Raw genomic sequence first — 23,114 nt, 5'->3', positions numbered from 1 at the left:
CGGTGTCCAAGGCCCAGTATTCGCTCGCGCTTGTCAGTGTTCGCTGATGCTCTCGCTCTGGCTCAATGTTCTTGCGAGTGGCATTCTGCTCGGTCTCGTTTACGGCCTCGTCGCGTTGGGCCTGACCATCATATTTGGCGTCATGCGCGTCGTAAATTTTGCGCACGGTGAGATGGTCGTGTTCGGTGTCTATATCGGATATTGGACGGTCCGCTTGTGGAACGTCCCAGTCATTGCGGCGGCTGCAATCGCTGCGGCCGTGATGTTCGTCTTCGGATATCTGTTGGAGGCGCTGATCGTAAAGCGGTTCGTAAGCCGGCCGCACCACTATCAGTTCATTGTTTTCATCGGCCTGTCGTTGCTCTTTAGCGGCACCCTGTTGGTCGCGTTCGGGCCGGATCCGCGTCCAACCGCTTCGCAGTTATCGTTTCAGACCATATCACTGGGCTTTGTGACGCTCGACCTGGCGAGGGTGCAGGCAGCAGCGATCGCCGGGCTGCTTATAGCTCTGCTCGGAGCGTATCTGAAGTTGTCCTCGTTTGGCCGGTCGCTGCGAGCGGCGGCGGATAATCGTTTGGGCGGCCTCGTTGTTGGACTGAACATTCCACGAGTCTATGCGGTTACCTTTGGCATCGGCGCAGCCTGTGCAGGGGTCGCCGGCGCCCTGATATCTCCCTTATTCGACGCTCAACCATATCTCGCTGTCGATTTTACTCTACTCGCTTTCGTGACGGTCATTGTGGGCGGTCTCGGTAGCTTCGGCGGAGCACTCCTTGGAGGTTTGGTGATCGGCGTCGCTGAGGCAGTCGCGGCGTTGATGTTCGCGCCTTCGATGAAGACGGCGCTTCCTTACGCGCTCCTGATCATCATCCTGGTTTTCCGTCCGAGAGGGTTCTTTGGTGCAAAAGAAATTTGATCGTGGGTTGGAGAAGACACGGTGGTTCGCCGGGATAACGGTCTTCGCTGTCCTGGGATTAGTCGGAGTACTGGCAAACCCGTACATCATCTCGCTGATGACGATCGTATTGTTGTTCACCTTCCTCGGACAGTCCTGGAATCTGATGCTTGGGATTGGCGGACAGCTATCGATCGGTCATGCCCTTTTTGTCGGGCTGGGAGCCTATTCCGTCGGCGTTCTCGACGTAAAGTACGGCATTTCGCCATGGGTAGGACTCCTGACCGGAATGATCCTCGCCGGATCCGTCGGCGCGCTGATCGCATGGTTGAGCTTCCGGTTCGAAGTTCGCGGCATCTATTTTGCGCTGCTCACGATTGCCGCCGCGGAATTCGCGAGGATCATGTTCAGTGGCTGGGAGTTCGTTGGTGCAATGCAGGGGTTGTTCTTTCCTGCGCCAACAGGCGGGATTGAAATCTCCATGCTTCGCGGCGATGCCCGCTTCTACTACTTCGTCGCGCTTGCATTGGCGGCGTTGGGAATTATTGGAACTGAATTTATTTCACGATCCTACCTCGGATACGTGTGGCGGGCGATGCGCGACGACGAATCGGCCGCACGCGCACTCGGCGTCCGGACATTCCAGCACAAGATTGTCGTGATCTCGATATCGGCTGCAACGGCGGCCGCGGGCGGTGGAGTTCTGGCTCTCGTGCAAGGGTCGATATTCCCGGACTCGATCATGGGAATGGGGCTATTGGTTGACGTCCTGATAGGGCCTGTGGTGGGGGGACTGGGGACCACGTTCGGTCCGCTGGTCGGGTCGCTCGCCGCGATCCCGCTCAATCACTTAATGAGCGCGCTCGGCGATAGTCTTCGGATCCCGGGACTGAACAATATCACATACGGTGTTGTCCTGATCTCGGTCGTCTGGTTCCTGCCAGACGGCATCTGGCCGGCGATCGTGCGCCTTTGCAAAACGATCCAAGCCCCGCCCCGGGCGTGGCTATGGCATCCGCGGAAGGCCGAAGAATGACAACCCTGCTCGAGGTCAAGAACCTTTCCCGGTCGTTCGGAGGCTTGGTCGCGGTGAAGGATGTAAGCTTCTCACTTGGAGCCGGACGGATCACCGCGCTGATTGGACCAAATGGAGCGGGAAAGACGACATGCTTCAACCTGGTCGCTGGTGCTTTGAAGCCGACCAGCGGCCGGGTTCTGTTCGAAGGTCGCCAGATCGATAATTCGCCACCCGAGACTGTTTGCAGGATGGGTATCGCGCGAACATTTCAAATCGTGCGGCCGATGCGCGAGATGTCGGTGCTTGAGAATGCCATGATCGGAGCATTCAGCTGGACCAGAAACGTAAGCGAGGCCAGATCGAAGGCTTACGAGTCTCTTGAAAGCGTTGGTCTCGGCGCCAAGGCCCACGCAAGGACGGATCAATTAACGCTCCCGGACCGAAAAATGCTGGAGACGGCCAAGGCGCTATCGACCAGGCCCAAATTGCTGCTGCTGGACGAGGTTATGGCGGGCCTCCGACCCACTGAAGCTGCGGGTGTTGTAAGCGTACTGCAGAAGCTTGCCGAAGGTGGATTGACGATCCTCCTTGTCGAGCACGTCATGCGCATCGTGATGGAAGTGGCCTCGCGCGTGGTGGTGCTGCATCACGGCGCCAAGATCGCAGAGGGAACTCCCGGAGAAGTGGTTGCAGATCCGAGGGTCCTAGAGAGCTATCTGGGAGCAGGCTTTCATGCTTGACGGTGCGCTTCTGACGATCGATGGACTTTGTGTCGCGTACGATGGATCGTGCGCTTTGAACGGCGTCTCCTTGCAGATCCACAAAGGGGAATTGATCTGCGTCGTTGGCGCCAACGGCGCAGGGAAGACCTCACTCATCAGGTCAATCTCGGGCATCGTTCGGTCGTCGAGCGGTGTCATCAAAATGAGCGGTGTTGATATCACCGGGATGCCGCCATGGGAGATCTGCGAGCGCGGCATTGCCCAGGTCGCGGAAGGTCGGCAGATCTTCGGAAGTCTTTCTGTGGAAGAAAACCTGCTCCTGGGAGGGGCGCTGAAGCGCGCGAAGGCCCGACGGTCCGAAACGCTCGAGTTCGTTTATCACTTGTTTGAGAAGCTTCGTGAGCGCCGGCGGCAGTTCGCCGGTACGCTGTCAGGCGGTGAGCAGCAGATGCTGGCTATCGGCCGTGCTATCATGTCAAAGCCCGAGGTCGTCATGTTCGACGAGCCATCCATCGGCTTGTCGCCCGCCCTGACGGACGTCATGTTTGGTGTGGTGAAGTCCCTGCACGAGCAGGGAGCCACGGTACTGCTGGTAGAGCAGAATGTGGCGAAATCGCTTGCGTTGGCCAATCGCGGCTACGTTCTGGAGAACGGCTCAATCGTGCTCCACGGATCCAGCGACGAGTTGCTGAACAATTCCGAGATTCAGCGCGCTTATCTTGGAATGTAGCGGTCCTGGATGGCGGATCACACCGTCGTCCGAAAAGGCGACCGGGAGATCGCAGCAGAAGATGCCGGGAAATAGCCCCGGCACGACCATTTGTGTCGAGCAGCGGCGTCGGGGAAAGGGTGTACGGCAATCAATTCCGCAAGGCCTCGCTTAAGCTATTTCTATGGAAGCCGATGACGCTCTTCTAATCGAACGCGACCGCGATGTGGTCACCATGACCATGAACAGGCCGCCGGCAAACGCATTGAATAACGCGCTTGTTGGCCGGCTGCTGGACACGTTTCGCGCACTGTCTCGTGAAGTGTCGCCGCCGGGCATTGTCCTGACCGGCCAGGGCGAGCGCTTCTTCAGCGCGGGCGGAGACATAAAGGAGGTCGCCGGCATCGAGATATCCCGGCCTCGGATGAGGAGCTTCCACGCGCTTCTTTGCGAGATGGAAAGATACCCCGCGCCCTTCGTGTGTGCCGTGCGTGGATACGCCGTCGGCGGGGCTTTGGAGTTTCTTCTTCACGCCGACTACGTCATAGCGAACCGCGAATGCAAGATCGGATTTCCGGAGATCAACCACGGCCTCTTGCCAGCAGCCAAGGGAATCCGGAAGGCAGTTCAGAAGCTTGGGCTTCGTGAGGCGCAGGCACTGCTCTACTGGGGCGACTTGACCGACGCCCCAAGGGCACTCCAAATTGGGGCGATCAACGAGATCGCAAGCACCACGGAAGTGATGGTGAGGGCTGCGGAGGTATGCAAGCATCTTCGTCGAAAAGAGCAAAAGCTGTTTGCGGCGATCAAGCGTTCGCTCAACCTGACCGCCCAAATGGACGATGCTTCGCTCGAGGCGGTGACGATCGAAGATCTCGCGGCCTATCTCGTAGGCGATAGCGCGGCACAGGCGCGTTCGCGGTTCCTGTCGAAACAGCCAAGGAAGGCGTGAATGTCAGCATCGGCATTGCCTGACGAGCTCCGCCTTGAACTTATGAGCTTCGAACAGGTATCGGCTGCCCTTGCTGCGGGAGCCTCCACTGTCCTGATACCATGCGGCGCGGTGGAGCAACATGGACCGCACCTTCCGCTCTGCATGGATGCAGATCATGCAGATGCCATCGCCGCAAGGTTGGCGCGGTGTCTAGGGCGCACCCTGATCGCGCCTACCATCAAGGTCGGCTGTTCAGCCCATCATCTGGTCTTCCCGGGGACGATATCCATTCGCCCGGAGACGTTCGAATCGATCTGCCTGGATTATTGCACAAGTCTCGCGAAACACGGCTTCAGACGCATTCTGCTGTTCTCGGGGCACCTCGGAAATTTCCTTACTCTGCGAGATATGCTTCCCCGGCTGAGGAACGCAGTTGCGCAAGACGTCGAGATCGATGCGTACTGCGACGCCATAACCTGGATCGAGAGATGGCGTACCGCCGTCGAGGAAGCGGGCGGTGATCCGAGTGCGGTTGGCGGGCATGCCGATATTGCGGAGACGTCGCTCATGATGTTGCTCCGGCCCGATAGCGTTCGGCTCGATCGGTTCGAGGTCGGCCATCTCGGTGCGCTATCCGAGGAGCAGCTTCAGTCAATGTGGATGAACGGGATCAAGTCCGTCACCGTTAACGGCATCATCGGCAATCCGTTTGGCTCGACGGCCCGGATCGGCGAGCGATGTCTCGAGGCGATAGCGGATCTTCTGGCTGTCTCGTTCGGAAGACAAGGCAACGCGGTCTGAGCCTCTCGCGCTCCGCAACGGTGGATCGCCGCGAAGATTATCGCGTGACGTTCCGCGGTGCCGGTCGCGATAGAGGCAGGTTCGGCTGCTTACGGCACAAAATTCGGAAAGTTATGTAACTACGGGGTGCATTCGAACAAAAATGTTGCCGCGCCCATGAAATGCTTCGCCATCTTGACACTCCATGAGGATCCAGAAGATGGCACTTACGTTCGGGTTTTGGTCGGAGCAAGAAACCCAGGTCGGGCAGAGCTATGGCCGCCGACTCCATGAACTCGTGGACGAGGTGCGTCTGGCTGAAAAGGTCGGATTCGACTGCGTCGCGCTATCCGAGCAGCACGTTGCACTCGGCGGCATATCGAGCTCCGCGCCGGAGGCCGTCTACGGGTACCTGGCAGCCGTCACCTCGCGCGTGAAGCTGAGGTCAGCGGTGACGCTGATGCCCCAGAAGATCAATCATGCCTTGCGATCTGCGGAGCGATTGGCAGTAACCGACATCCTTTCGCATGGCCGCGTGGAATTCTACGCCGGCCGGGCCAACACGACCATCGCCATGCGCGCCTTCAACGTCGATCCGAGCGAAACTCTCGCTCAGATGGAGGAAGGTATCGCGCTCCTGAAGAAATCGATGCGCGAAGATATCTTCACCTTCGAGGGCAAGTACTATCAGATCCCGCCGCGGATGCTGGTGCCCAAGCCGATGCAGAAGCCGCATCCGGTAATCGGCATCGCTGCGACCAGCGAGCGGAGCCACAGCTGGGCCGGATCCGAAGGCCTCGCCGTCATGAGCAACTCGATCTACCAGGGATGGGAGGTCCAGGAAAAGCTTCTAAACACATACCGTCGCGCCTGGAAGCGTGACGAGCAAGGTCCGCTCGATCGGCCGCGCATCGGCATTCCGCTTTTCTTCGGCATCGGGCCAACCGATCAGAAAGCGAAGGACGATTACGCCGAGCCTCTCATGCACTATGCGAGGATTTCAACGGACGCGTATCCCCGTCTCGCAAAGCTTGCCGACGATTATGCGTATATGAGCGAGAGCGTGCCAGCCATGGAGCGCGCGGGAAAGGACTGGGACTACTTGCTCAACCACTCCGCGACAACAGTCTGCGGGAGCCCCGACACCGTCATTCGTCAGATCGAGAAGTTCCAGGCGATGGGCGTCGACGAAGTTCTTCTGCATCTCGACTCCGTCAGTCACGAGAAAATCATGGAAGCGATCGACATGTGTGGCCGCTATGTGATCCCCCACTTCAACGACAGAAACAATGTCGTGCGGCCTACGGAAGATATTCTCGGACAGATCCGCGCCATGCGACCGCAAAAGTAAGACCAACAGGAACCAACGGAAAATAGCCATGTCGAAGCAGAACTACAAATATCTGATCGTCGAGAAGCGGCCGAGCGGTGTCGCCATCGTCACAATGAACCGGCCGGAGATCCTCAATGCGATCAATTGGGATATGCACAACGAACTCGAGCGGGTCTTCGTCGAGCTGGACGAGGACAAGGCAGTCCGCGCGATCGTTCTGACGGGGGCGGGACGGGGGTTCTGTTCGGGCGGCGATCAGAAAACGCTCGACAAGAGTCCGATCCCGTCGCCGACTCGGGGCGGACGCCATCTGATCCGGAACATGCTGGAAGTCGAGGCGCCGATCATCGCCGCGGTCAACGGCGTCGCGGTCGGTCTCGGGGCAACTCTGGCCTTGTTCTGCGATGTCATATTCGCGAGTCCGGCCGCGAGGTTCGCCGATACGCATGTTACCGCAGGCGTGGTCGCGGGCGATGGCGGCGCGGTGATGTGGCCACTGTTGATGGGGCCCGTCCGTGCGAAGCACTACCTGATGACGGGTGACTTCATCTCCGCCGAAAAGGCCGCGTCCATCGGCATGATCAACGAGGTGATTTCGAACGGGGACGTCAAGGATGCTGCAATCGAGTACGCAGAGATGCTTGCGAGCGGCCCAAGAGAATCAATCATCTGGACCAAGTATTGCGTGAACAAGATCATCAAGCAGTACGCGCATCTGCTCCTGGACACCTCGACCGCCCTCGAGACGATCACCTTTGCCGCGCCCGACCGGCGCGATGCCGTGGCCGCCTTCGCTGAAAAGCGCAAGCGCTTCGCGGAGCGTTGAGGTGAGCGCCGAGGGTTTTGCGTCAGGCGCCCAACTCGCCGACGTGACCATTCCGCAGCTTCTGAGCCAGCGGAGGGTGGAGCTTTCTGATGAGATCGCTTTCAAGCAAAAACGTCGCGGTGAGTGGATCGCCACGACCTGGAAGCAATATTCGGACCGAGCGGCTAAGCTGGCGGCCACTCTGCAAAAGGGTGGGTTCGAACGCGGCGATCGCGCGGCCATCATGGGGGATGTGTCCCAGGAATGGCTTCTTGCGGATATGGCGATCATTTGTGCCGGCGGCATCATGGTCGGCGTCTACTTCACCTCGTCGGCGGAGGAGGTCGGTTATTATCTCAGCGACTCCGGAACGTCGTACATGTTTGTCGGGGGTGAACTTCAGCTCAACACCGTCCTTGCATCGGGCCATGCGGACCAGCTGAAAAAAATCATCGTGCTCGATCCCGCGTGGAAGAAGGCAGGCGGACCGACGAACGTCGTCTCTCTTCATGACTTCTGGAGGGAAACATCGGTCGACGCCGACATCTTTCTACAGGAGCAGGTCGCGAAAGCAAAGGCGAGCGATCTGACCAGCATCGGATACACGTCCGGCACGACGGGATTTCCGAAGGGAGCGATGCTGACCCATTTGTCGCTGCTCGCCGGTGCGCACAGCGTAACCCTGTTCACGTCGAAGATGCGCTCCGATGTCCACCGTGTCGTCGTGCACCTGCCGATGTCACACACGGTGGCACGCGCACAGGCAACGACACTGCCTCTGCTCATCCGCCTGGTGCCGTACTTCGGCGAGAGCAGCGCAGAGTTCGCTCAAACGATCAAGGAAGTGAAGCCGACCTACTTTATGGCTCCGCCGCGCTTCTTCCAGCGGTATGCCACCCAGATCCTCAGCAAGGTTCACTCCGGGTCCGAGAAGCAGAAGCAGGACTATCAGCTCGCGATGACCATCGCCCGCAGGGCCCTCGATGATCGCCAGGCCGGAAGCGTGCCGGACCCTTTCATTTCTGGCCTCTTTGCCGTGTGCCAGCAACACGTTTTTCGTCCGCTGCTTTGTGAGGTCGGGTTCGAGGAACTCGCGGTTACATATACGTCGTCCGCGGCGATGCCTCCCGAGCTTATGTCGCTGTGGCAGCTATGGGGACTGCAGCTGAAGGAATGTTACGGACAGACAGAGCTGGTCGGTGCCAACCTGGTGCAGATGGCGGAATGGCCGGAGGCTGGCACCGTGGGCGTACCCCTGCGGGATCCCGCTTGGGAGACCGCGGTTCTCGAAGACGGGGAAATGATTGTCAGGGGACCGGGACTCTTTGTCGGTTACTGGAATAAGCCCGAGGAGACCAAGTCCGCTCTTCGCGATGGCTGGCTCTACACCGGCGACATCGTGGACGTCGATTCGACGGGCCTCTTCAGGCTGGTCGATCGAAAAAAGGAGATCATCAACACTTCCAATGGGAAATCCATCAGCCCGACGCAGATCGAAAACGAGCTCAGGCGCAGTCCCTTTATCTCTGAGGCGGCTGTGCTTGGAGAAGGTAAGAAGTATCTCACCGCGCTGATCGAGGTGAACGCGACCGCGACGATGGATTGGGCCAGATCGCACGGTCTGCGGATCGACCGGTACTCGGAACTGGCGAACTCCGAAATCGTGGTGCGGATGATCGAAGCGGAGATCGGCAAGGCGAATGGCAGGCTCGCCAGGGCCGAGCAGATCAAGGCGTTCCGGATATTGCCGGAAGAACTTTCTCCCGAGAACGGCATGATGACGCCGACTCGGAAGAAGCGTCGGAAGCAGATCACGGAGAGGTATCGGTCGTTGATCGATACGCTTTATGACGAGAGCGAAGACAACCTCGTCAAGGCGGAAATTAATCCCTGAAAATCACGCGGGCGGCGCATCCCGTAGGGCGCCGAGCGCGAGTGCACGTCCCCGGCGCGAGAGCACCTCACTGGTCATTGAGCGCGCCTGTCAGACCGCATCGATAATCTTGCAGCCAACCAAAAGGGGAGTTACATGAGAAAGCACAGCGAAAGCGGTTTGACCCGCCGGTCCTTGATCGGTAGCGGAATTGGCGCCGCCGTCGGGCTCGTATCGTGGCAGTCAAGAGCTGCCACCCCGGCCAAGGTGCGCGTCGGCGCAATCAATCCAAGCAGTGGCGTCCTGGCGTTTCCGGGGCAGGCTTGCGTGCGCGGCATCGATGTCGGTGCGAAGTTCGCAAAGGAGAAGTTCGGTATAGACCTGCAAATCATCCATGCGGACACGCAAAGTCGGCCGGAAAACGGACGGATTGCCGCCGAGAACCTGATCAGACAGGGGTGTACGGTACTTATCGGCGCGTGGGATTCCGGAGCAACCATCTCCGCGCTTCAGGCCGCAGAGGCCGCAAAAGTGCCTATGGTCGTTCACATCGCGAGTGCGACCCAGGTGACTTCTCAAGGATTCACGGAGGTGTTCAGGTACTACCCGACGTCCCTCACAATCGTCAGGAAGTCCCTCATGGAGCTGAAGTCACTCCTGTCCTCGCTCAAGGACGCTCCAACAAGCGCCGCCGTCATGCACCTCAACAATACGATGGGACAGTCGACCGCGGCGAGCATCGATCAGGCCTGGAAGGAGGTCGAAGTGCCCCTCCGGATTGCCGAGTATATTCCATACGATGAAAGAGCCAAGGATCTCTCGGTCGAAGTTGCAAAAGCCAAAGCGTCAGGCGCGGACGCGTTGGTCTCCGTGACGCGTGTCAACGACGCCATCATGATCATTCGGGAATGCACCAAGCAGGGGTGGAATCCCAAAATGATCTTCTCACCCAACTCGAATGGCGCGCAGGACAAGGCGTACTATGACGCGTTGGGCAAGTACGGCGACGGCGCGATACTCTCGACCCTGTGGTATAATCCGAAGGCGCCCGATGCCGCGGCGATCTTGAAGAGATTTGCGTCCGATTATCCAGATGACTGGGTCGACGGGAATTCAGGGTGTGCCTTCGAAGCTGTTCAGATTGTTGCGGACGCCGTAAGCCGCGCCGGTTCTTCCGAGTCTGCTGCGATCCACGCCGCGCTTAAAGGAACGGACATGACGCCTATCCTGATGTCCAGCGGCAAGATCAAATTCGACGCCAATGGCCAGAATACGGGCAGCGACGTGACCATCCTTCAAGGGCAGAACGGGAAGCCTCGCGTGGTGGCGCCGCAGTCGGTCGCCGAAGCTGCGCTCCAATATCCTCTGGTCCCATTCAACTCGCGATAGGCGAAGCCGTGAGCTGCGGCCCCAGCAGACGATGTTGGGGCCAGGGCTCCCGGGCGAAGGTCTTCAAGCCAAAGGCTCACGGCTGACGAAGCTGGTTCGCTCGGCAAGGAAGCGGCGCGGGCTCTTGCCCATTGCCTTCTTGAACATGGTTATGAAGGCGCTGGGGGTTTCATAGCCCAGATCGAGCGAGACGGCCTGAACGGAAGATCCTGCAGACAGCCGCTGCAGCGCGACGAGGATGTGAAGGCGCTGTCGCCAGCGCCCGAACGTCATCCCGGTTTCCTTCAAGACCAGGCGGGCGAAGGTCCGGACGCTCATCGCGTACCTGGTCGCCAATTCGTCGATCGTGCTGCGATCTCCGGGGTCATTGAGCAGCGATGTCGCGAGATGCTGAAGTCGGCTGTCGGTGGAGATGGGCAAGTACATCTGTTCGGTGGACATCTGCACCAATTCGTCGAGCAGCACGCGTCCGAGCCGGCTGGTCGGCCCCTCGACCGGATACAGGGGAGGAAAGACGGAGAGCCGATGTATCAGTTCACGGACGAGCGATGATATCGTGAATGTGCAGCACGTGCTCGGAAGCGTACTCGCCTGCGGATCGATGAAGACGACGTAGACCTTTCCATTGTCCGAGACGCAATTGCTATGCATGACCCCGGCGGGTATCCACACGGCACCCTGCGGCGGAACGATCCATAAGCCGCCAGGGGCGCGACACATCACCGATCCATGTGAAGCGACAACCAGTTGTCCTTTCTTATGAGAGTGGAGCGGAAGCTCGTCATTGTCTTCGCCGGTTTCGATGCAAAATGAGGTTATCGGCCGATCGAATTGATCTGGATCGATCGGATCGTAGTTGATCCGAAGCTCGGGCAAATTCATTCTGGCAAGACCAGGATCCATTTCGGACGTGGACAACATGCTCATCGAATTCGCTCGTTCTTGGCTGTAGTTCCCGCAGTTCAGGAGACGGCGACAAGGGGCTCGGCTCGGTTCAGGTAGAAGATAGCGCTCCGGGAAATGCTCGTCACCGAAAAGTAGCACGGAGAAACGAGAATCCGACCCTGGGGGTCCGGCCGGGACGAGCACTTTGGTGACCTTAACGGCTGCTCATGCTCGGGGTCCGCGATCGGGCCGGAACGTCAACGCGACGCGAGCAGCTGCGACAACACGCGCAATTCGAATGCCGCTTCCCGGCGTCGGAGAGGTCGGCGCGCCGATGGCAGAGAATGCCGGACCTCGCGTCAACTGGCCTCATCGATCGCGCTTTTAAGCCTGGACGCGAGAGCTTTCGGCAGGAAATGCTGCAGCCTCCAATGCTACCACGGAAGAATATCGCAGAAAGTCTACGGCACGGCCGCGTTGCTTGTTGGGAAGCAAAGCCAAGCTGCGCGGTCCAGGAGATCGAAGACGGAAGGCCGCGCACGGCGATCGTTCGGGGGCAATTGGATATGACGGAAGATACTCGAACCGTCTTCAGCATACCCTTGAGCGCACAGGAGCAGGAGTTCGCGGCAGCATGCCGAGACTTTGTTCTGCAGAAGGAACCAGAGCTCAGATCGTCGATCGTTGTCGTGAACGATATGCTTTCGATCGCCAACCGGCCACATGTCCGGGAAGCATTCATGGAATTCGGCCTGGCCAGATTGGTCCGAGTTCTGCGGCTCGCAATCGTGGGTAAAGCGATTGCGATCAGGAGAGCGCCCAAATTGCTTTTTGATCTCGCACGCTTCAGGACAAAAATTGTCCGTGCCCTGCGCAGACGCGCGGGATAGCCGCTGGCGGAGCGGGGTCGATCGATCGCGCGAAGAAGCCCGGCATCAAATAGACGGCCACTGATGGGTGCCATCTACCGCGGGATCATGTCGTCATCGGCAGCAGACCGACTGGCGAGCAGATCCATACAGCATGGCTCGCGCGCCGATGCGGCTCATCCCGGGCATGTCTCGCGAGCGAACGGATGCATCCCTATGAGGCGCACGCTGCATCGGCGCCTGCCGCAAACCAGCGCGAAAAATGCCACAGAATAGCGCAGTTCCCTCCTCTTCAGCACAAAATGCCGGGCGGCATACCGGATAGTTCTGCCGCTGAGATCGTTCGTTGGGCTGTCTTCGATCGAGATCCGCGTTCGGCGTTTGCGAAGGATCTACATCCTTCGCTCCTCCCTGTACTTGGCCCGGCTCGCGCCGGGCCATTTTTTCGCTTGGCATCGATCGAAACGATTGCGGGATCAGCTTATCGGTCGGCTCTGCGCTGCCGGACTCAGCGGCGTATGACTTTCTTGAGGATTTCGGTCAGCGTCTTAAATTCCTCCCGGGTCAAGCGGGCAAAAGTCTCGCCCGAAATCTCACCAATGGTCTCGATCGCAGCGTCAGCTGTTCGCCTCCCCTTGTCGGTCAATTCGATCTGCCGTCGTCGAGGATCTAAAGGATCCTTGGAGCTCTTGATCAGCCCGCGCGATTTCAGGCGATTGATGACGCCGGTGATCGTTGCTGAGTCATAGTGGATCAGCCGCCCCAGGTGATTTTGAGAGCATGATCCGACTTCCCTCAATTTCGCCAGCGTCGAGAATTGGGGTGGGGTCAGCTCTTCGATCATCTTCTCGGCAAAGATGGACGTGTGTGTGCGAAGGGCGACGCGCAGCAAGAACCCTGGTGCATCGTCCAACCTGTAAGATTGGGCGGCCTCTCTCGTCTTCTCAGTCGGAGGCAACTTGGTTTTCGGTTGCACGGTTTTCGTTCCCTTGCGGCACTTAACCTGGCTCGGTTTGAAGAAAGTTCGATGGCTTGGCTCCGAGAGTGTCGGGCTGCTCGTTTGTGTACATTCGTTGAACCCAAGAATCCATGCCGTTCGTTCCCATCGCGATCGATCTGATCGGACCATTCTTCGCTGGCGCATCGTTTATTACTCGTATACGAGTGTAGCGCTTGCATACGAGTGATAGGTGAGGTAGGGTTTGAAGATTGCCCCTGAAGGAGCCGCGTCGGCGCGACCATCGGGGGCGACCTCGCACCCCGGATGCGCGCATGTCGACGACTGACATTATGAGTTCTGTGCGGCCCGACCTCATTGAGAAGGTCACGGGTCGCGCGGAATACGTAACTGACCGGATGATCCCAGGAGTGCTGCACGGCTTTGTGGTTCGCTCGCCCGCGAGTCACGCACGCATCGCCTCGATCGATACGCGCGCTGCCCGGTCAGCGGACGGCGTCATTGACGTGCTTGTCGGCGAGGACGTCGTATCGTTCGGTTGCTGGGGAGTTGTGCTCAAAGACCGGCCCATCATAGCGATCGACCGGGTCCGCTACGTGGGTGAGCCGGTCGCCATGGTGATCGCCGAGACCATCGAGATCGCCGAGGCTGCCGCGGAGCTGGTCGACATCGCGTACGACGAACTTCCGCATGCAACGACCATCCGGGATGCGTTGGTGGCGGATGCGCCGCTCATCCATGAGCGTCATGAAAATCTCGAGGACTTCTACTTCAAGGGCGGCGCCCGGCCGACCCCGAACAGCAACATATTCCACACCTACAGAAACAACGTCGGAGACGTCGACGCTGCGGAGGCAGTTGCGGCATACATCCACGAAGACCACTTCAGCTTTCCGGCGATCTCGCATTTCGCGATGGAGCCGCATACGGTCATCGCCGACTTCCAGGGCAACTCCCTGACGGTTTGGGCTGGTGCGCAGACGCCGACGGCGGTTCAGAAGGTCCTGTCCAGGCTCTTCGGGCTGGCCTTGGCCAAGGTTCGCATCATCGTCCCGTTCGTTGGCGGGGGATTCGGTGGGAAAGCCTCCGTCAAGATCGAGCCGTTGGTCGCTGCCGCTTCCTGGAAGGTGCGGCGCCCTGTTCGCCTCGCTCAATCCATGGCCGAATCGATGCTCACCTGTCGAAGGCTCGGCGCAGACATCACGATACGAACCGCCGTCGACGCCAGAGGACGGATCCTCGCGAACAGCGCGAAACTTCTGCTCGACGGCGGAGCGTATTCAGATACGGGCTCAGCCGTCGCCACCAAATCGGCAAATCGCATCATGGGACCGTACGTGGTGCCGAACATGCGCCTCGAAGCATGTGCGGTCTACACGAACACCGTCCCGGGCGCGGCATTCCGCTCAATCGGTGGCCCGCAAGCTGTTTGGGCCAAAGAATCCCACATGGACAATGTGGCCGCGGCAATCGGCATGGATCCGACCGAGTTCCGCGTGCTGAATCTGGCCTCCCGTGGTGAGCGCATCCGCCCCGACCTGCGTGCGCTCGACATGGACATGAGCGAGTTGATCGGTCGGGTGACGCAATCGTTCGCGCCGGAAGCGAAACCCTCCAACCGCCAGGCGCGCGGATTGGCCGTCGCCGCAACCGATCCGGCGAACACGCCGATCAGTAACGCGATCGTGCGTCTCAAGATCGATGGGTCGGTCCTCGTTTCGGTCTCAAGCATTGAGGTTGGTCAGGGTGCGCACGCGACGATGGCCCAAATTGCGGCGCAAACCTTGAAGCAGAAGGTATCTGCGGTCACCGTCCTGCGCTCCGATACAGCGGTCGCCCCTTACGACTGGGGTACCGGCGCGAGCCGCTCGACCGTCGTCGTTGGCCTCTGCGTCGAGAGCGCCGCTCTCGACGCAGCCGATCAGATTCTCGAAATGGTTGCCGAGGTCTGGGAGCTTCCCCGCGACAGCCTGTCACTCGTCGAGGGGGGCGTTTCGACTGGTTCGGAAGTTCTCACTTTCCATCAGATATTTCACCGCAGCCTGGGTGTCGATTCGGGAGAAGTCGTCGGCCGCGGCGCCGTAACGCCGCGTTCGAAGAAGGGCGCCCTGGCCGAGTCACCTTTGTTCTGGGAGACCTCCGCGGGCCTCGCCGAGATCGTCGTCGATGAAGAGACCGGCGAGATCCATGTTCCTCGGTATGCCAGCGCCGCCGACGTCGGCCGCGTGATCAATCGCCTCGCTGCGGAAGGTCAGGACGAAGGCGCTGCGATCATGGGGCTAGGGCACGCACTCTATGAAGCCCTCGAGTTCGAAGACGGACAACCCGTCAACGCGACGCCGATCGATTATTCAATACCGCGAATCTCCGACGTGCCGGCCTCGTTCGACACGATACTTGTCGAAAACGGCGATGGCCCCGGGCCTGGCGGAGCCAAGGGAATGGGCGAGGGAGCAATCCTTCCAGTCGCACCGGCGATCGCCAATGCGCTGTTTTCAGCCTACGGCATCCGAATCACCGATCTACCAATGACACCCGAAAAAGTGTGGCGCGCACTCCAGAAGAGGAACTGAATTCATGGAATTCTACATGTCAATGGCGGTGCCGGCGACGCCGGCGCAGCTTTGGAACACGCTGCTCGACGTTCCACGCATATCAAGCTGCATTCCCGGGTGCGAAAGCGTCGAGGAAATCCAGCGGCTTGCAACCTACAAAGCGACCGTCAAGCAGAAGATCGGCCCTTTCAAGCTCGAAGTGCCGGCAGACATCATCGTTGAGTCGATCACCGAGCCGTCTCACATGCGCACCCGCGCTACGGGCCGCGACAAGATCACAGGAACACGGCTGGCGGTTGTCCTCGACGTGACCGTCACACAGGACGGGTCTGGTTCCACATTTGCCGTGGACGCGAAAGTCGACGTGCAGGGCCGGCTTGCGACCATGGGATTCGGCATCATCAAACGCCGCGTCGATCAGAACTTCGAAGAGTTTGAGAAGCGGCTCAAAGAAATGCTGGGCGCGGCCTAATCATGCTGCCGTCACCCTTCCAATTCGAGCGGCCCTCGACGATCGCCGACGCCGTGCGTGCCGTCGGCGATTCTGGCGACGGCATGTTCTATGCCGGTGGGACCGAACTGCTGCTCGCGCTGAAAATGCGCCTCATCCGTGCGGACCGCCTCATAGACATCAAGGGAATCCCTGGGCTCGATTGCATCGCCGTCAACGATCTGAACGAGATCGAGATCGGCGCGCGCTGCACGCACAAGAAAATCGCCGGCGATTCCGTCATCCGCGAACACGTGCCGGCCTTGTCAGCGCTGTGCGCCGAGGTTGCGAACATCAGGGTCCGCAGCGTCGGAACCATCGGCGGCAACTTATGCTTCGGGGAGCCTCACGCCGATCCGCCGACGATGCTGGCGGCCCTGAACGCACGACTGGTGCTCGAGGGGCCCAAGGGCACGCGTGAAATTCACGCTGATGATTTCATCCGAAGTGAAATGGAAACTGTGCGCGAGCCTGACGAGTTGCTGAGAGTCATCGTGTTCCCGCGGCCCGCGGGACCGGTAACCTATCGCCGGTTCAAGCATGGTGAGAGGCCATCGGTGAACGTCGCGATGGCCTGGTCACTGAACGCCGGCGGGCGCACCATCAAAAGCGCTCGCGTGCGGGTCGGCGCGCTTGGTTCGCGGCCACAGCCCTTGACGGCCGTCGAAAGCGTCCTCCGAGACGTGGCTGTAGGCGAGGCGCGTGGCAGGATCGAGACAGTGCTTCCGGCAGCGCTGGATCAGCTTGAAGTCAACGCGGATCGGCATGGCGGGGCCGATTACAAGCGTCACCTTGCAGGCGTGCTTCTTCTTCGTAACACCGATGAAGCGATCATCGCCGGCGGGAGCTGGCTGAAATGACGCAGCTGTTGGCCATTTCTTTTTCGTTGAACGGCAAGAGCATCGTCGTCGACATCCCGGCCCATACGCTCTTGATCGACCTTATTCGCGATCGCTTCGGTCTCAAGGGGACAAAGCGCTCCTGCGACATGGAAGTGTGCGGCGCCTGCACGGTCCTTCTCGACGGTGAGCCGATCTCGAGTTGCACAACGCTCGCCGTCGATGTTGATCGGCGCGAGGTGACCACAATCGAGGGCGTGACGCCGTCCGACGGGCTGTCCCGTATTCAGCAGGCATTCGTGCTCCACGGCGGCCTGCAGTGTGGCTTCTGCACGCCCGGATTCATCATGGCGGTGACAGCGCTTTTGAAAACCACTCCACATCCGACAGACGCGGAAATCCGGCATCATCTGGACGGAAATCTCTGCCGCTGCACCGGTTACATCAAGATTTTCGAAGCCGTGAAGAGCCTTGCGCTTGAGCAATCTTCGCAAGATGCCGCTTGATCGCCGCGAAATAGTGCAGCCACGTTTTGGAGGTATCAATGAGTATCGATGAGATCAAAAAGACAAGCGTCCTCATTGCAGGCGCGGGCATCGGCGGATTGGCGATGGCACTATCGCTGCTTCGCCGCGGAATCGATTGTGATGTTTTCGAGCAAGCGGCCGAGTTGCGCGAGGTAGGCGCCGGCCTATGGGTGTCTATGAACGGCGTCCGTGTTCTTTGCGATCTCGGCCTCACCGAGCAAGTCGAACAGAATTGCATCGCAGCCGAGCGACGTTCCATCCGGCTCTGGAATACTGGTGAAACTTGGTCCCTCTATAACCGGAGCTCCGACGCAGCCCGTAACCAGCCCTATCTTCTGTTGCGCGCGCACCTGTTGAAAATCCTCGTCGACGGTGTCCGACGATTGAAGGCGGACGCCATCCATTTGAATGCTCATGTTGTCGGATTCAGCCAGAACCAGGAGGGAGTTCGGGCCCGGCTCGCGGACGGCCGCGAGATCGAAGGTCGGGCGCTGATCGGCGCCGACGGTTCGCATTCGAAAGTCCGAACCGGACTGATCGGTCAAATCGAAAGCCAGTACACCAACGCAATCGCCTGGCGTGGTCTTGTGCCGGTCGACCGGCTCGAGCCGCATCAACGCGAGCCCGTGGTGTCGACCTGGATCGGGCCGACCGCGCATGTCACGGCATATCCGGTCCGTTGGCAGAACACGGAATTGATGACGTTCTCGGGTCAGGTCGATCGCAACGACTGGCTCCTGGAATCCTGGTCGGAGAAGGGGTCTGTCGAGGAGTGCCTGAAGGACTTCGTGGGCTGGCATCCCGACATCATCGCGCTCGTCAGCAACGTCGAAAGCCTTCACAAGTGGGGTCTGTTCGTGCGGCCTACGCTGTCTGGTTGGTCGCAAGCACGGGTCACGCTTCTTGGAGACGCGTGCCATTCCATGCTGCCATATCTCGGTCAGGGGGTGAACATGGCGTTGGAGGACGCCTCCGTTCTCGCCCGATGCCTCGAGCAGCACCCCGACGATCCAGCGAGAGCTTTCCAGACATATCAGAGCCTGCGCCTAGATCGCACAACCAGGGTTGTGAAGTCCGCGGCCGGGATGCTGCCGATCTTCCATAACCCGGCGCTGTCCAAGGCCGAAACCGCGGGAGACTACATCAGGACGCAGTGGGCGCCGGAAGCGACCGCCGCTCGTTACGACTGGATCTACCAGTACGACGCGACCGCCGTTCCTCTTCATTGATATCTCTTCCAAACGAGCACCGGTGCACAACGATGATCGGCAAAGAGCAGCCCTGGGACGACGTAATACCGCTCGAAGAGCGCGAGACCTATGCGATCGCAGGATTGGGTGGCGCGGCTGGATTCGGCAAGCGGCCTGCGCTCCTGGTGATCGACGTGCAGTACCGCTCGGTCGGTGACCGTCCGATGCCGATCCGCGAGGCGATCAAGCAATATCCAACCAGTTGCGGTGAGGCTGGTTGGCAGGCCATAGCGCAGATTTCCGATCTGATGCGGTTGTTTCGCGGGAGAGGATGGCCGGTGATATTTCCGCATGTCGCCTGCAAGGTCAGCCATGACCAAGGGTCATTCGCGGCAAAAATTCCAGGCATCATGCAAATTCCGCCCGAGGGCTACGCCTTTGTTCGCGAGGTGGCTCCAGAGCGGGGGGAACTGCTGCTGCCAAAGACGCAGGCAAGCGCGTTCTTCGGCACCCCGCTCACGACGTATCTCGTCGGGGCCGGGATCGATTCACTGGTGGTGACCGGTTGCACGACCAGCGGCTGCGTCCGGGCATCGGTTGTCGATGCATGCGCGCTGAATCTCAAATCGATCGTGCCGAGCGATGCCGTCTACGATCGTTCGCCGACTTCGCACGCCGTCAACCTGTTCGATATAGCCAGCAAGTACGCAGATGTGATGCCAACCTCGGAAGCCATCGAGCGGCTTCGTGCGCTGCCGGATGATCGTAACAGGGATCGCCCGACATGAGTGTCGCCCAGGTCTCCCGTCTGCTCTACGGTGCTCACGTACGCGCGAACGGCATCCGCCAGCATTACCTGCGCTTCGGCGGAGCCGGCCCGGCCATCGTCATCATCCCGGGCATCTCAACGGCCGCGGCACAATGGGCGTTCATCGCGGAACGTTTGTGCATCGGACACGACGTCTATGTAGTCGACGTCCGGGGGCGCGGCCTTTCCGAAAGCGGACCGCATCTCAACTATTCGCTGGATGCCTGCGCCTCCGATCTGGTCTCGTTCGCCGAGGCGCTGGAAATGGGCGCGTATACCCTGCTCGGCCACTCCATGGGGGCCCGGATCGGAATTCGTGCCGCACGGTGGCGGCCATCGTCCATAAGACAGTTGATCCTGGTCGATCCACCGGTCTCCGGCCCCGGACGTCGCGCCTACCCGAGTCCGATCGGGCCTCTTCTCAAGCTGCTTCATAGCGCAAGCCTTGGGGAAGCGGACGCGGCGCTGCGAAGCCCGTCCGCGCCGCGCTGGCCCGAAAAGCACATTCGTGCGCGGGCCGAGTGGATGCACACCTGCGACGAGCGTGCCCTGATCGAAAGTCACAAGGGCTTTCATCACGATGACATTCACAATGATCTTGCCAACCTCAGCGTCCGCACTTGGCTGCTCGTTGCAGGCAAAGGCGACGTCATCCGTCCCGAGGATGAAAGAGAGATTCAAAGATTATTACCGTCCATCGAGATCAAGCGACTGGAGAGCGCAGGTCACCAAATGCACATCGACGACACGGAAGGCTTCCTGTCGATCGTCAGTGACGTCCTCGCCTGACCGCCGAAACGCCGGTCGGAGCGCTGCGAATACATGCCTGGCAAAGAGGAGATGACTGAAGATGACCCGGCAACGCATCGATGTTGAAATGCTCGAACTCTTCAAGGCCGAACTTGCACTTTGCAAGGTGAGGGAAGGCGAGGTCGTAGCTGTCCTGAGCGGCGGCGAGGATCAGTCGGAGTATGCCCAGACGTTCATGCTGGCCGCGCGGAGCCTTGGCGCGACAACCTTCCACCTCAATGTTCCAAAGTACGGCCAGAGCAAGGTTGCGGGCCAGCAGGGCAGACACGCGCTGAGCGGCAACCAGCCGGCGATCGACACACTCAGGCGCGTGGATATGGTGATTGATCTTCTGGGCCTGCTGTTCTCGCGCGAGCAACTCGAAATTCAGGAGGCGGGCACGCGCATTCTGCGCGTAATGGAGCCGTTCCACATTCTCAAAAAGATGTTCCCGACTGAGGATCTCCGCCGGCGAACCGAGCTCTCACGAACGCTCCTGCAGTCAGCCAGAACCATGCGCATCACGTCGCCGGGCGGAACAGATGTGACCTACGGCCTAAAGCAGTATCCGGTCATTTCCGAGTACGGATACACGGATGAACCGGGCCGCTGGGATCATTTCCCGTCAGGATTTGCTTTCACGCAAGCTACCGATGGGGACGTCAACGGAACTGTCGTTCTGATGCCGGGCGACATTCTCTGCGCATTCAAGCGCTACATCCAGTCTCCGGTCACGCTCACCATCAAGGACGGCTACATCGTCGACCTCAAGGGCGAGGGCACCGACGCGACGCTCATCAGGAACTATATCGACAGTTTCGGCGATCCACGAGGTTGGGCAATCTCGCATATCGGGTGGGGATCGAATGAGCGCGCCGACTGGCACCATATAGCTGCATCTCAGCAGCTCGCGTCGGAGCATATCATGAATGCCCTTTCCTTTTATGGGAACGTTCTGTTCTCGACGGGACCAAATACCGAGCTTGGCGGCACGAACGACACGCCGTGTCATCTCGACATCCCGCTTCGCGGCTGCAGCCTCTGGCTCGACGATGTCCATATCCTCGACAAGGGCGAGTTTGCCTATCCGGAGTTGAGGGCACCAGGCCGCTAGGCCGCGCCCATCGACCTCGTGCCCGGAGCCGTATTTGCGGCCTCCAATAACGCGGAAAGCGCTTCGGCAACGACCATCCACTGTTCAGCTCTTTCAACGGGAAACGCATTGCATGTCCACAACCAGCTCAGGCGCGGAAGATTACACGGCCACGCAACGGTATTCGATCATGATCTCGGCAATGCTGGGATACATTCTCGACTTCTATGATGTCCTGATCTTTCCGTTTCTCTTGCCCGCGATCCAGCGGTCAATGTCGCTATCGTTGACTGAGATCGGCTCTCTGCAGGCCCTGACCCTATTCGGATCGGCGATCGGCGGGGCCCTGTTCGGCGTCATCGGCGATCGCCTTGGCCGCAAGACCTCGCTTCAGTTCACTATCGCATTGTTCTCGGTTGCGGCGATCATTTCAGCATTCGCATGGAATTACTGGTCGCTTGCGGTGCTGCGGTTCATCACCGGCATCGGTCTTGGCGGCGAGTATGGCGTTGGCATGGTGCTTTTCAACGAAGCCTGGAAAAAAGGCAGCCGAGGCTTCGGCGCGGCTGCGCTTCAGGGCTGCGCCGTGATCGCATCGTCCACGGCTTCGATCGTCGGAATCTGGCTCATCGCGACGTTCAGCGACGAGTGGAGCTGGCGCATCGGCCTGCTGAGTGGCGGAGTGCCGATTCTGCTGATCATCTTCATCCGCTTCTTCATGCCTGAATCGAAGATCTGGCTGGAGTATGAGGCCCAACGCAAAGCCGGTCAGGTTGCAGAGGCAGCCCGCACTCTTCCCCTTGCAGATCTGTTCCGCAACGGTCTGGCGCGGCAGACCGCTACTGCTTTCGTATGGCTGATGAGCTACATGCTGTGCTACTATAGCGTAGTCTCCTTCATTCCGACGCTGTTGCTCCGGGACATGCACACGCCGGGCGACGTCGTTCGCACCACGGCCGTCCTTCTTTCGGTGGTCAGCGGCATCTGCTATCTCGCGAACGGCTTTTTCAACGACAGGGCCGGCCGCCGGTTCGGTGCTCTCGTGCCGGCATTGTTCTGGATCGGATCGCTGGTTGGCATGGCAGTGTGGGGAGGTCAGCTCTACGCCGGTTCGAAGGCCGAGTGGCCGATGTTCTGGCTCTATATCGGCTTCGGGATTGGCAACGTTGCGCTCGGCGTGACGGGCGTCTGGATCTCGGAACTCTATCCGGTCAATCTGCGCGCGACGGCAGTGTCCACATTCTATATGGGCGGTCGCGGCCTTGGCAGCATCGCGCCGGTTGTTGTGCCCCTTGCAGCCGCTCATTTCGGCGGAAGCCTGCTGAACGGCATGGTCGCCGTGGCTCTTCCCGCCGCAGCTACCTTCGTTCTGGCCTCTCTTCTGCTTCCTGAGACGCTCGGTCGGGATTTGTCCGCGAAGGGCTTCAAGGCCGATGCGGACTCGGAGCCGGCGATGAAGGCTGCTCCGGTCTCGAGCGTATGATGCGCTCGTGAAATGACGCGCAGCCGGCGAGATGAGAGCTAGGCGCGCTCATCTCGCCGGCCGGCGCGGAAGGCGGAATCCGCTACCGGGCCGTCGATACGGACAAATGACGGCTGATCGAGACCCTCAATGCATCATCAAAAGTTGGCCAGCACCGTCTTCTTCATGCG

General features: G+C 59.8%; 22 protein-coding genes. 20 read left to right on the top strand and 2 right to left on the bottom strand.

Going from position 1 to position 23,114, the window contains the following annotated elements; all coding sequences use genetic code 11:
• The first annotated feature begins 46 nt into the window (after positions 1-46).
• From AC066Y_RS31980 to AC066Y_RS31935, 10 genes are all read left to right on the top strand, one after another.
• Positions 47-916 (top strand): branched-chain amino acid ABC transporter permease, encoded by an 870-nt coding sequence (locus AC066Y_RS31980; RefSeq protein ID WP_478277354.1) that lies wholly within the window; start codon positions 47-49, stop codon positions 914-916.
• Positions 900-1,931: a branched-chain amino acid ABC transporter permease gene (locus AC066Y_RS31975; RefSeq protein WP_478277353.1), complete on the top strand. Its 1,032-nt coding sequence runs from the start codon at positions 900-902 to the stop codon at positions 1,929-1,931. The genes AC066Y_RS31980 and AC066Y_RS31975 overlap by 17 nt, the downstream gene beginning before the upstream one ends.
• The gene (locus tag AC066Y_RS31970) at positions 1,928-2,653 is read left to right on the top strand and encodes an ABC transporter ATP-binding protein (RefSeq protein ID WP_478277352.1); all 726 of its coding nucleotides are present in this window, start codon (positions 1,928-1,930) and stop codon (positions 2,651-2,653) included. Before AC066Y_RS31975 ends, AC066Y_RS31970 begins: the two co-directional genes overlap by 4 nt.
• Positions 2,646-3,365 (top strand): ABC transporter ATP-binding protein, encoded by a 720-nt coding sequence (locus tag AC066Y_RS31965; protein ID WP_478277351.1) that lies wholly within the window; start codon positions 2,646-2,648, stop codon positions 3,363-3,365. Before AC066Y_RS31970 ends, AC066Y_RS31965 begins: the two co-directional genes overlap by 8 nt.
• Before the next feature lie 163 nt (positions 3,366-3,528).
• Positions 3,529-4,296 (top strand): enoyl-CoA hydratase/isomerase family protein, encoded by a 768-nt coding sequence (locus tag AC066Y_RS31960; RefSeq protein ID WP_478277350.1) that lies wholly within the window; start codon positions 3,529-3,531, stop codon positions 4,294-4,296.
• The gene (locus AC066Y_RS31955; RefSeq protein WP_478277349.1) at positions 4,297-5,079 is read left to right on the top strand and encodes a creatininase family protein; all 783 of its coding nucleotides are present in this window, start codon (positions 4,297-4,299) and stop codon (positions 5,077-5,079) included.
• A gap of 199 nt (positions 5,080-5,278) precedes the next feature.
• Positions 5,279-6,409: an LLM class flavin-dependent oxidoreductase gene (locus AC066Y_RS31950; RefSeq protein ID WP_478277348.1), complete on the top strand. Its 1,131-nt coding sequence runs from the start codon at positions 5,279-5,281 to the stop codon at positions 6,407-6,409.
• A gap of 94 nt (positions 6,410-6,503) precedes the next feature.
• A complete protein-coding gene (locus tag AC066Y_RS31945; protein ID WP_478277347.1) occupies positions 6,504-7,217 on the top strand; it encodes an enoyl-CoA hydratase/isomerase family protein in 714 nt (237 codons plus the stop codon).
• A 1-nt stretch (position 7,218) separates the two neighbouring features.
• Positions 7,219-9,090: an AMP-dependent synthetase/ligase gene (locus AC066Y_RS31940; RefSeq protein ID WP_478277346.1), complete on the top strand. Its 1,872-nt coding sequence runs from the start codon at positions 7,219-7,221 to the stop codon at positions 9,088-9,090.
• Positions 9,091-9,225: 135 nt separating this feature from the next.
• A complete protein-coding gene (locus tag AC066Y_RS31935; protein ID WP_478277345.1) occupies positions 9,226-10,458 on the top strand; it encodes an ABC transporter substrate-binding protein in 1,233 nt (410 codons plus the stop codon).
• A gap of 63 nt (positions 10,459-10,521) precedes the next feature.
• On the opposite strand, the gene AC066Y_RS31930 is transcribed toward AC066Y_RS31935, so the two are convergent.
• Positions 10,522-11,385, bottom strand: coding sequence for an AraC family transcriptional regulator (locus tag AC066Y_RS31930; RefSeq protein WP_478277344.1), 864 nt, complete (start codon positions 11,383-11,385; stop codon positions 10,522-10,524).
• 302 nt (positions 11,386-11,687) lie between these two features.
• On the opposite strand from AC066Y_RS31930, the gene AC066Y_RS31925 reads away from it, so the two are divergent.
• Entirely contained in the window at positions 11,688-12,233 is a 546-nt protein-coding gene (locus AC066Y_RS31925) for a hypothetical protein (protein WP_478277343.1), read from the top strand.
• Positions 12,234-12,720: 487 nt separating this feature from the next.
• Here the strand turns inward: AC066Y_RS31925 and AC066Y_RS31920 are convergent, their stop codons facing one another.
• Positions 12,721-13,104, bottom strand: coding sequence for a MarR family winged helix-turn-helix transcriptional regulator (locus AC066Y_RS31920; RefSeq protein ID WP_478277342.1), 384 nt, complete (start codon positions 13,102-13,104; stop codon positions 12,721-12,723).
• A 380-nt stretch (positions 13,105-13,484) separates the two neighbouring features.
• On the opposite strand from AC066Y_RS31920, the gene AC066Y_RS31915 reads away from it, so the two are divergent.
• From AC066Y_RS31915 to AC066Y_RS31875, 9 genes are all read left to right on the top strand, one after another.
• Positions 13,485-15,743 carry a xanthine dehydrogenase family protein molybdopterin-binding subunit gene (locus tag AC066Y_RS31915; protein WP_478277341.1) on the top strand — a complete coding sequence of 753 codons (2,259 nt, stop codon included), beginning with the start codon at positions 13,485-13,487 and terminating at the stop codon, positions 15,741-15,743.
• A gap of 4 nt (positions 15,744-15,747) precedes the next feature.
• The gene (locus AC066Y_RS31910) at positions 15,748-16,197 is read left to right on the top strand and encodes a CoxG family protein (RefSeq protein WP_478277340.1); all 450 of its coding nucleotides are present in this window, start codon (positions 15,748-15,750) and stop codon (positions 16,195-16,197) included.
• Between the two features lie 2 nt (positions 16,198-16,199).
• Entirely contained in the window at positions 16,200-17,075 is an 876-nt protein-coding gene (locus tag AC066Y_RS31905; protein ID WP_478277339.1) for an FAD binding domain-containing protein, read from the top strand.
• Positions 17,072-17,560 (top strand): (2Fe-2S)-binding protein, encoded by a 489-nt coding sequence (locus AC066Y_RS31900; RefSeq protein ID WP_478277338.1) that lies wholly within the window; start codon positions 17,072-17,074, stop codon positions 17,558-17,560. Before AC066Y_RS31905 ends, AC066Y_RS31900 begins: the two co-directional genes overlap by 4 nt.
• 38 nt (positions 17,561-17,598) lie before the next feature.
• Positions 17,599-18,810, top strand: coding sequence for an FAD-dependent monooxygenase (locus tag AC066Y_RS31895; protein ID WP_478277337.1), 1,212 nt, complete (start codon positions 17,599-17,601; stop codon positions 18,808-18,810).
• A gap of 32 nt (positions 18,811-18,842) precedes the next feature.
• Positions 18,843-19,559 (top strand): isochorismatase family protein, encoded by a 717-nt coding sequence (locus tag AC066Y_RS31890; RefSeq protein WP_478277336.1) that lies wholly within the window; start codon positions 18,843-18,845, stop codon positions 19,557-19,559.
• Positions 19,556-20,368 carry an alpha/beta fold hydrolase gene (locus AC066Y_RS31885; protein ID WP_478277335.1) on the top strand — a complete coding sequence of 271 codons (813 nt, stop codon included), beginning with the start codon at positions 19,556-19,558 and terminating at the stop codon, positions 20,366-20,368. The genes AC066Y_RS31890 and AC066Y_RS31885 overlap by 4 nt, the downstream gene beginning before the upstream one ends.
• 61 nt (positions 20,369-20,429) lie before the next feature.
• Positions 20,430-21,482 carry a 2,5-dihydroxypyridine 5,6-dioxygenase NicX family protein gene (locus AC066Y_RS31880; protein WP_478277334.1) on the top strand — a complete coding sequence of 351 codons (1,053 nt, stop codon included), beginning with the start codon at positions 20,430-20,432 and terminating at the stop codon, positions 21,480-21,482.
• Positions 21,483-21,594: 112 nt separating this feature from the next.
• On the top strand, positions 21,595-22,944 hold the full coding sequence (locus AC066Y_RS31875; protein ID WP_478277333.1) for an MFS transporter: 1,350 nt from the start codon (positions 21,595-21,597) through the stop codon (positions 22,942-22,944).
• Positions 22,945-23,114 lie beyond the last annotated feature (170 nt).

The organism is Bradyrhizobium sp. USDA3010 (assembly GCF_056429065.1).
This window is presented reverse-complemented; position numbering and strand designations above follow the sequence as displayed.